This window comes from Sphaerisporangium flaviroseum, assembly GCF_039537005.1.
Classification (GTDB): Bacteria; Actinomycetota; Actinomycetes; order Streptosporangiales; family Streptosporangiaceae; genus Sphaerisporangium; species Sphaerisporangium flaviroseum.
In genome coordinates, this window is record NZ_BAAAZR010000003.1 from 121,099 (window position 1) to 135,912 (window position 14,814).

Consider the following 14,814-nt stretch of genomic DNA (forward strand, 5'->3'; position numbering starts at 1 on the left):
TGCTGTGGAGTAAGTTGCCTGAATGGCCAACAGTGGGAACGGCGGTATCTTCGATCTTGGGGAGCTGCGCAGCCTCATCGACGAGCTGGGTGGCGTCTCCGGCGAAGAGCGCGAGGCGCTGCTCGCCGAGATGGCAGGTGGACACGACGAGTGCGACTGTGGCGACTGCGGGAGCGAGGTGCTGAGCTTTCCGCCGGTCGAGGTCGCGTCCGCGGCCGAGCTCGCCGAGGCGGTCCTCTCCGTGCCGCTGGTCAGCGACGCCCGGCGGCTGGCCGTGTGGACCGGCGCCCGCGAGGTGACCGAAGAGGGCATGCTGTTCCCCGCCGACGCGGCCGAGGCCGGCCGTGAGCTCGGTCTCACCGGCGAGCGGCTGCGCCTGGTCTGGATCGTGGCCGTCAACAGCGGCCTGCTCCGCATCGACCGGGCCGGCGCCTCGCCCGGGCGTGCCCTTCCGCCCGACCTGATGGAGTTCTGGGACGGCGTGGTCATGGATGTGCTCGACCGCACCGACGAAGGGCTCACGGGCTCCGCGGTGGCCGACGAGCACCTGACCGAGATGCTCGCCACGATCTACGCCACCAGCGACGGCATCACCTACGCCGCCCTGGTCGAGGGCATGCTCCAGGCGCACGAGATCGGCTGTGAGGCCCGTGCCCCCGAGATGCGGCGGCTGCGCGAGGAGCTTCCCGCCGAGCTCGACGTCGCCCTCGACCTCCTGCGCTACTGCGGGCTTTTCGAGCGCACCGCCGACGGCGTCCGGCTGACCCCGCTCGGCGTGTGGGCCGTCCGCCAGGATTTGCTGCGCGAGGGCCATGACGCGCCGCTGCTCTCCGAGGTCGCCGGGTTCGCCGAGCTCAGCGCCGCCGAGCTGGTCGACGCGATGCTGTCGGGCGAGGCGCCGTCGAGCGCCCCGATGCTGTGGGTGGAGCGTCGCGTCCCAGAGGACGCCGCACGCGAGCTGATCAAGGTCGCGGCCTCCGGCACCGCCGGGCAGCGGGGGGTCATCGGCACGGTCCTCGAGGAGATGGGGCCGGAGGCCGAGCCCGCGCTGAGGGAGGCGCTGGCCGAGCCCACGATGTGGCGGCACGCGGCGGTCTGGCTCGGCGTGCGCGACCTGGACGCGCCCGTCCTCACCGAGGACGACGGCACCTGGCTCGCGGTCGACACGCTGGCCACCCTGCTGCACCTCCCCGACGCCCAGGAGGCGATGGGCGAGTTCGAGGCGCTGGAGGCGGGCGACGAGCTGCTTCGCCTGGTGGAGGAGGTCAGCCGCAGCAGCCATCCCGACGCCATCGCCGTCCTGGAGCTGCTCGGCTCCCACCACCCGGACACCGCGATCGCCAAGGCGGCGCGCAAGGCCGCCATGAAGGCGCGTTCCCGCTGATCAGTGCCGCGGCTTCGGTCGCTCCCGACCGAGCGGCCCCCGGTTGGGTCCTCCGGCGCGCTGGCTGATCGGTAATCGCCGGGTCCGCTGTGAGCCATAAACTAGAGGGACCCTTAATTCGTGATGTGATCGGAGTCGTCCGTGGCAATTCAGTCGATCCGCCTGTTCGGCGATCCGGTGCTGCGCACCCCCGCGGAGCCGGTGGTGGATTTCGACAAGGAGCTGCGCAAGCTCGTCAAGGACCTCACCGACACCATGATGGACGCTCCGGGGGCGGGGCTCGCGGCGCCGCAGATCGGCGTGGGCCTGCGCGTGTTCACCTACTACGTCGACGACACCCTCGGCCATCTGATCAACCCCACCCTCGACCTGTCGGACGAGAAGGACGAGGAGGGCGAGGAGGGCTGCCTGTCCTTCCCGGGCCTCACCTTCCCGACGCCGCGCGCGATCCGCGCGGTGGCGAAGGGGGTCGACATGCACGGCGAGCCCATCACCATCGAGGGCACCGACCTGATGGCCCGCTGCGTGCAGCATGAGACCGACCATCTCGACGGGGTGCTGTTCATCGACCGCATGGATCTCAAGCAGCGCAAGCTGGCGATGAAGGCGATCCGCGAGGCGGAGTGGAGCGGCCTTTCCGTCCCCGCGGTCAAGTTCTCGCCGCATGCCACTCAAGGGAAGGCTCTCTAGCCCGTGCGCCTCGTCTTCGCCGGAACCCCGGAAACCGCCCTGCCGTCGCTTCGGGCGCTGCTCGACTCGCCCCGGCACGAGGTGGTGGCCGTGGTGACCCGGCCGGACGCCCAGTCTGGGCGGGGGCGCAAGGTCCATTCGAGCCCCGTGGCCGAGCTCGCCGAGTCCGCCGGCATCGAGGTGCTCCGGCCGGCGAAGGCCGGCCATCCGGAGTTCCTCGCCCGGCTGAAGGCCATCGATCCCGACTGCTGCCCGGTCGTCGCCTACGGTGCCCTGCTGCCGCAGTCGGCGCTCGACATCCCGCGGTTCGGCTGGATCAACCTGCACTTCTCGCTGCTGCCCGCGTGGCGGGGCGCCGCCCCCGTTCAGCATGCCGTGCTGCACGGCGATCCGATCACCGGCGCGACGACGTTCCAGATCGTCAAGGAGCTCGACGCCGGACCGGTCTACGGTGTCGTGACCGAGGAGATCCGGCCTGACGACACCACCGGCTCGCTTCTGGGCCGGCTCGCCGAGTCGGGCGCCGGGCTGCTGTCCGCGACGCTCGACGGCGTGGAGGACGGCAAGCTCGAGGCACGCCCGCAGCCGGGCGACGGCACGACCTACGCTTCCAAGATCGACGTCCCGGACGCCCGGGTCGACTGGACCGCTCCGGCCATGCGGGTCGACCGGTTGGTCCGCGCCTGCACCCCTTCGCCGGGCGCCTGGGCCGAGTTCCGCGGTCAGCGGCTCAAGCTCGGACCGGTGCGGCTCGCGCCCGACGCGGCGCAGCTCGTCCCCGGCATCGGCCCGTTGGCGCCCGGTGAGATCGCGGTCGCCAAGAACACCGTCCTGGTGGGCACCGCGAGCCACCCCGTGCGGCTCGGTGAGGTCCAGCCGCAGGGCAAGCGCCTGATGACGGCAGGGGAGTGGGCACGCGGCGTCCGTCTCGCGCCTGGAGACCGGCTCGACTGACCGCGGCCATGAGCCGCTCGCCTCAGGCAGGCGATCAAGGTGACGGCCGAGGTGTGACGCCGGTGGACCGGCAGTGGTGATGGACGCGACGTTACGGGGGAAATGTGATGCAGGGTGACGGGGCGGCCGGTCGGTCGAAGGCCCGGGGCCGTGTGCACGGCAGGCGTCCGAAGCCGGTGCGCGACGAGGCGCGCAACGTCGCCTACGACCTGCTCCGGGCCGTCGACGAGCGTGACGCCTACGCCAACCTGCTGATGCCCACTCTGCTGCGCGAGCGTGGCCTGGCCGGGCGCGACGCCGCCCTGGCGACCGAGCTGGCCTATGGCACGCTGCGCGGCCTCGGCACCTACGACGAGATCATCGCCGCGTGCAGCGACCGGCCGCCCGAGGAGATCGACCCGCCGCTGCTCGACGCGATCCGCATCGGGGTCCACCAGCTGCTCAAGACCCGGGTGCCGCCGCACGCCGCCGTCAGTGCGACGGTCGATCTCGTACGGCTGCGCATCGGCACCGGCGCGTCCAAGTTCGCCAACGCGATCCTGCGCAAGGTCGCCACGCGGGATCTCCACGAGTGGCTGCCCATCGTGGCGCCCGACGCCGAACAGGACCCGGTCGGCCATCTCTCCGTCGCCTACAGCCATCCCCGGTGGATCACCTCGGCGCTCCGCGACGCCGTGGGCGGTGGCGCCGAGGAGACCGCGGCGCTGCTCGCCGCCGACAACGAGCGTCCCGGGGTGACGCTGGTCGCGTGGCCCGGCCGCAGCACGGTGGATGAGCTGGTCGACGCCGGCGCCGTCGCCGCGCGCTACTCGCCGTACGCCGCTTACCTCCCCGAAGGCGACCCGGCCTCGATCGAGGCCGTCGCCCAGGGGCGCGCGGCCGTCCAGGACGAGGCCAGCCAGCTCGTCGCCCTGGCCCTGACCCGGCCCCCGGTCGACGGTTCCGACCGCCTGTGGCTCGACATGTGCGCCGGTCCTGGGGGCAAGGCCGGGCTGCTCGACGCGCTCGCCGTGGAGGAGGGCCGCCACCTGCTGGCCTCCGATCAGCGCTTCCACCGGTCCCGGCTGGTCTGGCGGGCGACGCGGAGGGCGGGGGTCATCACGGCCGACGGCACCGAGCCCGCCTGGCGTTCCGGGGCGTTCGACCGGGTGCTGGTGGACGCGCCGTGCACGGGTCTCGGCGCCCTCCGCCGGCGTCCCGAGGCCCGCTGGCGGCGCGATCCCGCGAGCGTGCCCGACCTGGCCGCCCTCCAGCGCCGGCTGCTCGGCTCGGCCCTGGACGCCGTGCGCCCCGGCGGGGTGGTCGCCTACGTGACCTGCTCGCCGCACCTGGCGGAGACCCAGGCCGTGGTGGGCGATGTGGTGAAGCGCCGAGGGGGCGCGGAGCTCCTCGACGCTCCCGGGTTCCTCGAAGAGGTCGACCAGCTCGGCGACGGCCCGTACGCCCAGTTCTGGCCGCATCGCCACGGCACCGACGCCATGTTCCTCGCTCTGCTGCGCAAGGTGTCCTGACCCGTTCGGCGGCGTTCCCGGCCGTGGCCACCCGCGGGCGCGTTGTCCGTAAGCTGGCCCGAACGAAATATGGTCATGAAGGGTGGCATATATGTCTTATCCGGATGCGCGGTATCTCGCGGACGAGGGCGAGGTCAGCGCGGTCTACCGGTCCTCGGGGCAGGCGGCCGAGCTCACCCTCGGCGCCGGCGGCACGAAGGTGAGCTACCTGGCGACCGGCGCGACCACGGACGGGCAGTTCGGCCTGTACAGGTGGGACATGAGCGGGCGGCCCACCGGTCCGAGTCCCCACTTCCACCGCACGATCTCGGAGTCGTTCTACATCCTGTCCGGGACGATGCGCCTGTTCAACGGGGACAAGTGGATCGAGGCCACCCAGGGCGACTTCCTGTACGTCCCGCCGGGCGGCGTCCACGCGTTCGCCAACGAGTCCGGCAAGCCCGCGTCGATGCTGGTGCACTTCTCGCCGGGCGCCCCACGCGAGGCGTACTTCGAGGAGCTGGCCGAGATCGCCGAGACCGGACGCCGGCTCACCTCTGAGGAGTGGGCCGAGCTCTACCTCCGCCACGACCAGTACATGGTCTGAGGTCTCCGGCATACCGCGATCCGTGCGCCTCCGGGCGGGGGCGCACGGTGGTGCTTTCGCTTTCCCCTCGGTAGGGCCTAGATTAGTTAATGAACAGTCATTTACTAATGGAGGCGAGATGGGTCAGCCGCTGGAAGGCAAGGTCGCGGTCGTGGCGGGCGCCACACGGGGCGCGGGGCGCGGCATCGCGGTGCAGCTGGGTGCGGCCGGGGCGACCGTCTACGCGACCGGGCGCACCACGCGGGCAGGCGGATCGCCGATGGGCCGGGCCGAGACGATCGAGGAGACCGCCGAACTGGTCACCGCCGCGGGCGGGCACGGCATCGCCGTCCAGGTCGATCACCTCGACCCCGCGCAGGTGAAGAACCTCGCAGAACGGGTCGCGCGGGAGCAGGACGGGCGGCTCGATGTGCTGGTCAACGACATCTGGGGCGGCGACCCGCTCACCCGGTGGGACGTGCCCTTCTACGAGCACCCCCTGGAGGACGGGCTTCGCCTGCACGAGACCGCCGTGCACACTCACATCATCACGAGCTGGCACCTGGTCCCGCTGATGGTCGCCCGGGGCGGCGGGCTGGTGGTGGAGATCACCGACGGCGACTCCCTCGACTACCGGGGCTCGTTCTTCTACGACCTCGCCAAGGTCTCGGTGATGCGCCTTGCGGTGGCGCAGGCCAAGGAACTGAGCGGTCACGGCGTCACCGCGCTCTCGCTGACGCCCGGCTTCCTCCGGTCAGAGGCGATGCTCGACCACTTCGGCGTGACCGAGGACGACTGGCGCGCGGGCACGGCCAAGGACCCGCACTTCATCGCCTCCGAGACACCGGCGTACGTCGGCAGAGCGGTGGCCGCGCTCGCGGCCGACCCCGAGGTGGCGCGCTGGTCCGGCCAGGCGCTCTCATCGTGGCGGCTGGCGAAGGAGTACGGCTTCCGCGACACGGACGGCACCCGGCCCGACTGGGGACGGTACATGGAGGAGGTCGTCCTCGGAGGCCAGGAACCAGGCGACGGGCGCCGCTGATTTCGGGAGACGGCGGTTGGGGTTTGGTCGGCTTGCGGGGGGCCGTGGGCTGGTGCATCGGGTGGACGGGGTAGGTCGTGAGGCGGTGCGCTTGGTAGATATGGCTGCGATTGGTCTAGATAGAAGGCCCTCCCGGCACCCGTTTGATCGGGGAACCCGGTTGATGCCCACCCAGCCAAGGAGCAGCCCAGGACGAGCCCGAAGGGGACCTATCGGCCGAACCAGCAGCCGGTCGTGGGTAGACCGTGAGGCGGTGCACTTGGTGGATACGGCTGGGGTTGGTGGTCTAGGTAGAAGGCCCTCCCGGCACCCGTTTGATCGGGGAACCCGGTTGATGCCCACCCAGCCAAGGAGCAGCCCAGGACGAGCCCGAAGGGGACCTATCGGCCGAACCAGCAGCCGGCGGCCATTCGTACCGGACGGGCCGCGACCTACCGGACCGGTCAGCCGGGACGTACTCCCGGACCGGTCAGCCCGGACGTACTTGCGAACCAGACAGCCGGGACGTCGGGCAGCCAGGACTTACTCCTGGATCGGACAGTGGGGGACGTAGTCCCTGGACCGGGCAGTGAGGGAGGTACTCCCCGGACCGGGCAGTGGGGGACGTAGTCCCCGGACCGGGTAGTTCGGGGTTCGGTCCAATGGCCAGGTTGTGGTCTACCTCGAACGTCAGGCCGTCAAGCAGCACTTCACCTCCCAGGTGAGGCACGCTCGTCCCGGACTGGGCGCCGTATTCGGGCTAGATCACGTGTTCAGCTTGGGCGCGTAGGTGCTGGACGGCTCGGGCCGGGTCGTCGGAGCCGTAGACCGCGTTGCCGGCGACGAACACGTCGGCTCCGGCCTCGGCGCAGCGTTCGATGGTCTTGGGCGAGACGCCGCCGTCGACCTGGAGCCAGATCTGTCCGCCATGCTTGCTGATCATCTCTCGGGCCTTGCGGATCTTCGGGAGCATGATGTCGAGGAAGGACTGTCCACCGAACCCGGGCTCGACTGTCATCACCAGGAGCATGTCGATCTCACCGAACAGGTCCTCGTAGTCCTGGACCGGCGTGCCGGGGTTGAGTGCGAACCCGGCTCTGGCCCCGGCGGACCGGATCTGACGCAGCGTCCGTACGGGTGCTTTGGCGGCCTCCGCGTGGATCGTGACGCTGCCCGCGCCCGCCTCGGCGTAGGCAGGCGCCCAGCGATCGGGGTTCTCGATCATGAGATGGCAGTCGAGCGGCAGATCGGTCGCCTTGAGCAACGACTCCACCACCGGGAGCCCGATCGTCAGGTTGGGCACGAAGTGGTTGTCCATGACGTCCACGTGCAGCCAGTCGGCGACATCGGCGACCTTGGCGGCGACGTCTGCCAGCCGGGCGAAATCGGCGGTGAGGATGCTGGGTGAGATCTGTACGGCCATGAGGCCGCAGTCTAGAACGCCGCCCTCCGCCACATCCGTCCGGCACGCCTCCTAGCCGGAACAGCCCTGTTCACAGCGATGCCGTGGTGCCATATTCGTCCGGCACGCCTCCTAGCCGGAACAGCCCTGTTCACAGCGATGCCGTAGTGCCACGTCGGCCCGCCGCCTCACGGCCACATAGGCGACCGTCTCGCTCCGCGATCTTCGCCAGGCGCTGGGGCCCACGGTTTTCGCTGGGCGCTGGGTTCCGCGATCTTCGCCGGGCGCTCGGGGCCGACACCTCACACCAGGCGGATCCCCCGGCTTTCCGGCTTGCCCGGTAGGTTCCTGCTATCTCGACGGGGTGTGGTCCTGGTCTGGGTGGGAGTCAACCGGGTTCCCCGATCAAACGGGTGCCGGGAGGGCCTTCCATAGATCTAGCAACCCCAGCCGTATCCACCAAGTGCAACGCCTCGGTGCCGGGAGGGCCTTTCATAGGTAGACCCGAAAGCCGGTGAAAGGCCCTTCGCGCTCCCGCGTCCCCGATCTCATCTCCCCAAAGGGAACATCGCCCGTTCGTGCCATTGGGTGCCGTCGCGGACCAATAGCCGGACCGACGAGACGCGTGCGGTTACCGGCAGGCGGCCGGTGAGGTCGGCCTCTATCTCGTCGTACACGCTCAGCCCCTGGTCGTGGGCGATCGTCAGGTGCGGGACGACTTCAGCGAACCGGCCCCCGTAGGGCGGGGCCTCGGGCCAGCGTCCGGTGACCGCTTCGGTGAGGGCCCGGAACGGGCCGTCTGGTACCGGTGCCAGGTAGAGCACGTCGGGAAACCGCGCACACGATCGGAACCGGACGTCGAAGGCGCGGTGGGCGCCCAGGAGTGTCTCCAGGTCGCCCAGTACGCCATCGTCGATGCGGGCGCGCTCCAGAAACGGGTAGAGCACCGTCACGTGCGCCGGAACCCCCGCCGCGGCCGAGGCGTCGTACCGCTGACGCCATCGGCCCACAAGCGGCTCGGCCTCGGGCACGGTGACGAGCAGTACCGTCTCGCCCACCTGCGGCGGGCCCGCTGCGTCTTCCGCCATGCAACTCCCCGATCTCCACTGAGCCGATCACACGGCCACTGGTAAGAACCACTGCCGAGGCAACCCCGGCCGACTGGCGAAGCAACCGGCCCAGCGCCAAAGCAACGCCGAAGCAACCCGGCCGACTGCCGAAGCAACCCGGCCCAGCGCCGAAGCAACGCCGAAGCAACCCGGCCGACTGCCGGAGCGACCCGGCCGACTGCCGAAACAACCCGGCAAGACCGCCAAAGACCCGCTAAGCCATGCCGCCGGCGGCGTGGATGTTCTGCCCGGTGACCCAGCGGCCGTCCGGACCGGCGAGGAACGCCACGACGTCGGCCACGTCGGAGGGCTGTCCGAGGCGGCGGAGCGGGGTGATGGAGGCCGCCATCCGCAGGCTCTCCTCCGGGTTGGTGCCGCGCAGGAGGTCGGTGTCGGTCGCGCCGGGGGAGACCGTGTTGACGGTGATGCCGCGCGGCCCGAGTTCCTGCGCCGCCACGGCGGTGATCTGCTCCACCGCTCCCTTGCTGGCCGCGTACGCGACGATGCCCGGCGCGGGGCGCACGGTGTTGATCGTGGAGATGTTGATGACGCGGCCGCCGTCGCGCATGTGCCGGGCGGCGTACCGCGTGGTCAGGAACGTCGACTTGGCGTTGACCGCCATGACGCTGTCGTAGAGATCCTCGTCGGTCTCGGCGATGACGGAGAGGGTGAAGCTCATGGCGGCGTTGTTGACGACGATGTCCACGGACCCGAGATGGTCGGCGGCGAGCTCCATCAGCCGCTCGGCGGCCCCGGGCTCCGCCAGGTCGATGTGCACCGCGTGGGCGCTGCCGCCCTCCGCCTTGACCGCCTCCTCGACCTCCGACGCGGCCTGCGCGTTGCTCGCGTAGGTGAACACCACGTCCGCTCCGTCGCGGGCGAGCCGTTCGACGATCGCCCGCCCGATGCCCCGGGATCCTCCGGTGACGACGGCCTTCTTCCCCTGCAGTACGGTCACTCCGGCCTCCACCCTGCCGTTCGTTCACCGATCCAACCCCGGCCGGATCCACCAAGTGCACCGGCTCATGGTCGAACCTACGGTCTCCGTACGGGCGGCGCGAGCGCGTTTCAGGCCAGAGCGGGGTCGAGGACGATGTCCTTGCCGTGGGTGGTCGGCTCCTCGGGGAAGTGGCAGGCGGTGAGGTGGCCGTCGCGGTTGCCGCTGATCTGGATCAGCGGCGGCACTTCGGCGGCGCACTTGTCCTGGGCCTTCCAGCACCGCGTGCGGAACCGGCAGCCGGACGGCGGGTCGATCGGCGAGGGCACGTCGCCGGCGAGCCGGATGCGTTCGATCCCCGCGCCGTCTTCCGGGAGCGCCACTTCGGGCACGGCGGAGAGCAGCGCGTGGGTGTAGGGGTGGCGGGGACGCTCGTAGATCGACTCACGGTCGCCCACCTCGACGATCTTGCCCAGGTACATCACGGCCACACGCTGGGAGACGTGCCGTACCACCGCCAGGTCGTGGGCGATGAACAGGAACGCGATGCCGAGGTCGCGCTGGAGCTGCTGCAGGAGGTTGACCACCTGGGCCTGGATGGACACGTCCAGGGCGGACACCGGTTCGTCCGCGACGATGAGCTTGGGCTCCAGGGCCAGGGCGCGGGCGACGCCGATGCGCTGCCGCTGGCCGCCGGAGAACTCGTGGGGGAACCGGTTGTAGTGCTCGGGGTTGAGCCCGACGATCTCCAGCAGTTCCCGGACGCGCTTCTGACGTCCTCCGGGGGGCTGGATGCCGTTGACCTCCATGGGCCCGCTGATGATGGTGCCCACGGTGTGGCGCGGGTTCAGCGACGAGTAGGGATCCTGGAAGATCATCTGGATCTCCGACCGGATCGGCTTGAGCTCGCGCCGGCTGGCGTGGGAGATGTCCTTGCCGTCGTAGCGGATCGTGCCCGCCGTCGGTTCGATCAGCCGGGCGACCAGGCGGCCGGTGGTGGACTTGCCGCAGCCCGACTCGCCGACGAGGCCGAGGGCCTCGCCCGCCCCGACGGTCAGGTCGATGCCGTCGACGGCGTGCACGCGCCCGACCTGGTGCTTGAAGATCAGCCCTCCCATGACGGGGAAGTGCTTGGTCAGGCCGGACAGCTCCAGCAGGGTCTCGGTCACAGTCGTTCCTTGATCTTGCCGTTGAAGATTTCCCGCTTCTGCGCGAGCGTCAGGTAGCAGGCGTCCCGGTGTCCCTCGGCGGGGGAGAGCTCGGGCCGCTCGGTGGCGCACAGGTCGGATCCGACCAGCTCGCGGTAGTCGCAGCGAGGGTGGAAGGGGCAGCCCGACGGGGGGTTGAGCAGGCTAGGCGGGGTGCCGCGCACGGGCAGCAGGGGAAGGTCGACGTTGGAGGTCAGCTTCGGCATCGAGCCGAGCAGCCCCCAGGTGTAGGGGTGGTGCGGCTCGCGCAGCACCTGCTGGACGCTTCCCTGCTCGATGGCCCGCCCGGCGTACATCACCAGCACGTTGTGCGCGGTCTTGGCCACCACTCCGAGGTCGTGGGTGATCAGGATGATCGAGGTCCCGAAGTCCTGCTGGAGGTCCTTGAGCAGGTCGAGGATCTGCGCCTGCACGGTGACGTCCAGCGCCGTCGTCGGTTCGTCGGCGATGAGCAGGTCGGGGTCGCACACCAGCGACATGGCGATCATGACGCGCTGGCGCATGCCGCCGGAGAACTGGTGGGGGTAGTCGTCCACCCGGGTCTTGGCGTGGGGGATGCCCACGCGCTCCAGCATCTCGATGGCCCGCGCGCGGGCCTCGGCCTTACTGGCGCCCTTGTGCTTGCGGTAGACCTCGGAGATCTGGCGGCCGATCGAGTGGTACGGCGACAGCGAGGTCAGCGGGTCCTGGAAGATCATCGCGACCTTGTCGCCCCGGAGCTTCTCCATCGTGCGGCGATCGGCTCCGACGAGTTCCCTGTCCTCCAGCCAGATCTCACCGCTGATCGTGGTGTACGACGGGTCGTGCAGGCCCAGGATCGACAGGTTGGACACCGACTTGCCTGATCCGGACTCGCCGACGATGCCGAGGGTGGTGCCCTTCTCCAGGTCGAACGACAGGTCGTCCACCGCGTGGACGACGCCGTCCTCGGTGCTGAACTGCACCGAAAGATCGCGGACCGAGAGGAACGGCCCGGGACCACGCGGTGTGGCAGGCTCGCGGTCCCAGGTCACGGTGGTCACTTGCTGCTCCTTGAGGTCGTACGGCTTGCGCGCATCGGCCGGTCAGCCCAGCCTGACACGGGGGTCGATGAAGGCGTAGAGCACGTCCACCACGATGTTCAGCAGCACGATCGCGAAGGCTCCCACCAGGGTGACCCCGAGAAGCATCGGCAGGTCGGTGTTCTGCACCGCGCGGACGGCCAGCTCTCCGATGCCGTGCAGGGTGAACGTCTGCTCGGTGATGATGGCTCCGCCCAGCAAGGTGGCGAGGTCCACGCCGAAGATGGTGATGATGGGGATCATGGCGCCGCGCCAGGCGAACCGGAGGAAGACCGTGCGACTCGACATTCCCTTGGCCCTGGCCGTGCGGACGTAGTCCTCGGCCAGTTGCTCGACCATCACCGACCGGGTCATACGGGTGTAGTTGGCCGTGAAGATGATCGACAGCACCACCCAGGGGATCAACAGGTGGACGAACCAGCCCACCGGATCCTCGGTGAAGGGGATGTAGGAGGGCCGGGGGAGCAGGCCCATGCTGTCCACGACGAAGAAGACCACCAGGGGGCCGACGAAGTAGATCTGCAGGGAGGCGCCGATCACCGACGAGGTACTGGCGATCTTGTCGAGCGGCTTCCCCTGCTGCCAGGCCGCGATCATTCCGGTGATGATGCCGAAGCTCAGCAGCACGGCGGCCGCTCCCATGGTCACCGACAGGGTGACGGGGAAGCGGTCGAGGATGGCGCTGAAGACCGGCTCCTGGCTGGCGAACGAGTAGCCGAGGCAAGGAGCGTCGCACTGTCCGAACTGCACCAGGTCACGGCCCGCGAAGATGCCGACCAGCCAATGCCAGTACTGCAGGAAGAGCGGCTCGTCCATGCCCAGGTTGTGCCGGATCAGCACCAGGTTCTGGGGCGGGCAGATCTTTCCGCAGAACGCTCGCGCGGGGTCGCGGGGGATGGCGTAGAAGAGGAAGAACGTGACGGCACTGATGATCAGCAGGATCACGGCGGCGCCGATGAGTCGACGGACGAAAAACCGGAACATGGCCTCGGGCTTCTTCTCCTGCTGGTGGGACTGTGGGTTCGTGGACCCCGCCGGCGCCGATGGTACGCGGGGCCGTGCCGGTCGAACGCGATGTCAGGGCGCCTTGCGGCCCGTGGGGATCGGGTCCGTGCCCCGCCCCGGTGAGGGCGGGGCCGCGGGGCCGCCGCCCGGAGGAGGGTCCGGGCGGCGCCCGCGGTGACTACTTGACGTAGACGTTCAGCGGGTACTGCTCGCCCGAGATCGGGTCGAACTTCACACCGCCCAGGCCGGAGCCGTACAGACCGAAGTAGGTCTGGTAGTACTCGGGCACGATGGCCGCCTGCTCCATGATCTTCTTGTCCAGCGCGGCCCAGGCCTTGCCCGCCTCGACCGGGTCGGTGATGGCGTTCGCGGCGTCGATCCCCTCGTTGATCTCGGGGACGTTGAGGTGGCTGTAGTTGGACGCGTTGTCCGCGATCAGCCGGCCGTCGAACAGCGGCTGGATGGCCGTGGAACCGGTCGGCCAGTCAGCGGCCCAGCCGCCCCAGTAGATGTCGAACTTGTTGTCCACCGGGCCGATGGCGTCGTAGAAGGTCGCCGGGTTGAGCGGCTTGGCCACGACCTTGAAGCCGGCCTTGGTCAGCGCGTCCTTCACCGCGACGGTGATCTTCTCCTGCGTCGGCGTCTGGTTGTAGGCGTAGACGACCGTCGGGTTCGGCTCGCCGGCCTCCTTCAGCAGCGCCTTGGCGGCCTCGGGGTCACCGGTCGGCTTGTCCAGCATGCCGTACAGGTCGAAGGCCTCGTAGCCGAGGACCGTCGGGCTCATCACCGTGGTGGCGATCTTGCCGGTGTTGACCTCGCCGCCCGAGATCAGCTGCATCTGCTTGGACGGCCAGGCCTTGATGATCGCCTGGCGGACCTTCAGGTTCGTGATCCGCTTGGTGTTGATGTTGTAGAAGGTGGTGAACGGGGTCAGGCCCTGGAGCGATCGCGACATCGCCTCGGGGTTGTTCAGCACCTCCTGCACCCGCTCGGCCGCGATGGCGTTGTGGAAGGTCATCGCGGTCTTGTCCGGTCCGGAGTCCGCGAGGAAGCGCTCGGTGGAGTTCTGCGCCTGCACGCCGAACTCCATGTGCCACTTGTCGGGGAAGGCGTTGCGGATCGGGTCGGTCTTGGGGTCCCAGTGCGGGTTGCGCACGAGGTCCAGTGACTTGTCGGTCACGTGGCTCTCGATCTGGTACGGACCCGAGGAGAACGGCTTCTTGTCGTACTTCTCCTTGGTGTCCTGCGCCTTGGGCACCACTCCGTAGCCGGTCATGGCCACGGTGAAGTTGAAGTCCGGGTGCGCGCTCTGCAGGTTGAACACGACGGTCTTGTCGTCCGGCGTCTGGATGGCGTCCAGCGACTTGCCCTTGTACGGGCCCTCGTAGGCCTTGCGGTAGTCGCCCTTGACCAGCCACTGCTGGACGTAGGTCGGGCCCTCGGTGATGAACGGGGCGTACAGGCGCTCGACGCTGTACTTGATGTCAGCCGAGGTGATCGGCGTCCCGTCCTGCCACTTGAGGCCGTCCTTGAGCGTGAACTTCCACGTCTTGCCGCCGTCGGTCGTGGTGCCGGTGTCGGTCGCGAGGTCGCCGACGAGCTTGATGCCGTTGGCCTCCTGGCGGTAACCGGTGAGCTGCCGGGTGAACAGCAACGAGACGGTCGAGTTGTAGTTCAGGTAGATGCGACCGGGGTCGAGGTGCGAGAAGTCGTCACGGTCGATCATGTTGACCGTGCCGCCGCTCTTGGAGCCTTCGACAGCGGGGGCCGGGCCGGTGGAATCCGCGGCCGTGCCGACGGTGATCGAGCTGACTTCCTTGTTCTCCAGCTGCTTGGTGGGGGCGTTGCTTCCGCCCGTCGCGACGGGACCGCCGCCACCGCCCTTGGCGCAGCCGGCCAGAGCGAGGGCCCCGGCCGTCAGGATCACCGCCGCTGCGGTCGCCCTCCTGCGTGCGAATCTCATATCG

At 69.5% G+C, this 14,814-nt stretch carries 13 protein-coding genes; 6 read left to right on the plus strand and 7 right to left on the minus strand.

The window, feature by feature from the left end; translation table 11 throughout:
- The first annotated feature begins 22 nt into the window (after nt 1–22).
- From ABD810_RS11510 to ABD810_RS11535, 6 genes are all read left to right on the plus strand, one after another.
- The gene (locus ABD810_RS11510; RefSeq protein WP_344937793.1) at nt 23–1,384 is read left to right on the plus strand and encodes a hypothetical protein; all 1,362 of its coding nucleotides are present in this window, start codon (nt 23–25) and stop codon (nt 1,382–1,384) included.
- Between the two features lie 141 nt (nt 1,385–1,525).
- Nucleotides 1,526–2,074, plus strand: coding sequence for a peptide deformylase (def, locus tag ABD810_RS11515; RefSeq protein WP_344937795.1), 549 nt, complete (start codon nt 1,526–1,528; stop codon nt 2,072–2,074).
- Nucleotides 2,075–2,077: 3 nt separating this feature from the next.
- Nucleotides 2,078–3,028: a methionyl-tRNA formyltransferase gene (fmt, locus tag ABD810_RS11520; protein WP_344937797.1), complete on the plus strand. Its 951-nt coding sequence runs from the start codon at nt 2,078–2,080 to the stop codon at nt 3,026–3,028.
- A 107-nt stretch (nt 3,029–3,135) separates the two neighbouring features.
- On the plus strand, nt 3,136–4,539 hold the full coding sequence (locus ABD810_RS11525; protein WP_344937799.1) for an RsmB/NOP family class I SAM-dependent RNA methyltransferase: 1,404 nt from the start codon (nt 3,136–3,138) through the stop codon (nt 4,537–4,539).
- Nucleotides 4,540–4,630: 91 nt separating this feature from the next.
- Nucleotides 4,631–5,125 carry a cupin domain-containing protein gene (locus tag ABD810_RS11530; protein WP_344937801.1) on the plus strand — a complete coding sequence of 165 codons (495 nt, stop codon included), beginning with the start codon at nt 4,631–4,633 and terminating at the stop codon, nt 5,123–5,125.
- A gap of 118 nt (nt 5,126–5,243) precedes the next feature.
- Nucleotides 5,244–6,146 carry an SDR family oxidoreductase gene (locus ABD810_RS11535; protein WP_344937803.1) on the plus strand — a complete coding sequence of 301 codons (903 nt, stop codon included), beginning with the start codon at nt 5,244–5,246 and terminating at the stop codon, nt 6,144–6,146.
- Nucleotides 6,147–6,885: 739 nt separating this feature from the next.
- On the opposite strand, the gene rpe is transcribed toward ABD810_RS11535, so the two are convergent.
- From rpe to ABD810_RS11570, 7 genes are all read right to left on the minus strand, one after another.
- Nucleotides 6,886–7,548: a ribulose-phosphate 3-epimerase gene (rpe, locus tag ABD810_RS11540; protein ID WP_344937805.1), complete on the minus strand. Its 663-nt coding sequence runs from the start codon at nt 7,546–7,548 to the stop codon at nt 6,886–6,888.
- 527 nt (nt 7,549–8,075) lie between these two features.
- Complete coding sequence (locus tag ABD810_RS11545) at nt 8,076–8,615, minus strand: 2'-5' RNA ligase family protein (protein ID WP_344937807.1); 540 nt, start codon at nt 8,613–8,615, stop codon at nt 8,076–8,078.
- A gap of 235 nt (nt 8,616–8,850) precedes the next feature.
- On the minus strand, nt 8,851–9,594 hold the full coding sequence (locus tag ABD810_RS11550; protein ID WP_344937809.1) for a glucose 1-dehydrogenase: 744 nt from the start codon (nt 9,592–9,594) through the stop codon (nt 8,851–8,853).
- Between the two features lie 110 nt (nt 9,595–9,704).
- Entirely contained in the window at nt 9,705–10,691 is a 987-nt protein-coding gene (locus ABD810_RS11555) for an ABC transporter ATP-binding protein (protein ID WP_425566888.1), read from the minus strand.
- Between the two features lie 47 nt (nt 10,692–10,738).
- Nucleotides 10,739–11,803 carry an ABC transporter ATP-binding protein gene (locus tag ABD810_RS11560; protein ID WP_344937813.1) on the minus strand — a complete coding sequence of 355 codons (1,065 nt, stop codon included), beginning with the start codon at nt 11,801–11,803 and terminating at the stop codon, nt 10,739–10,741.
- 42 nt (nt 11,804–11,845) lie between these two features.
- Complete coding sequence (locus tag ABD810_RS11565) at nt 11,846–12,826, minus strand: ABC transporter permease (RefSeq protein WP_344937815.1); 981 nt, start codon at nt 12,824–12,826, stop codon at nt 11,846–11,848.
- 199 nt (nt 12,827–13,025) lie between these two features.
- On the minus strand, nt 13,026–14,810 hold the full coding sequence (locus tag ABD810_RS11570) for an ABC transporter substrate-binding protein (RefSeq protein WP_344937817.1): 1,785 nt from the start codon (nt 14,808–14,810) through the stop codon (nt 13,026–13,028).
- Between the last annotated feature and the right edge of the window lie 4 nt (nt 14,811–14,814).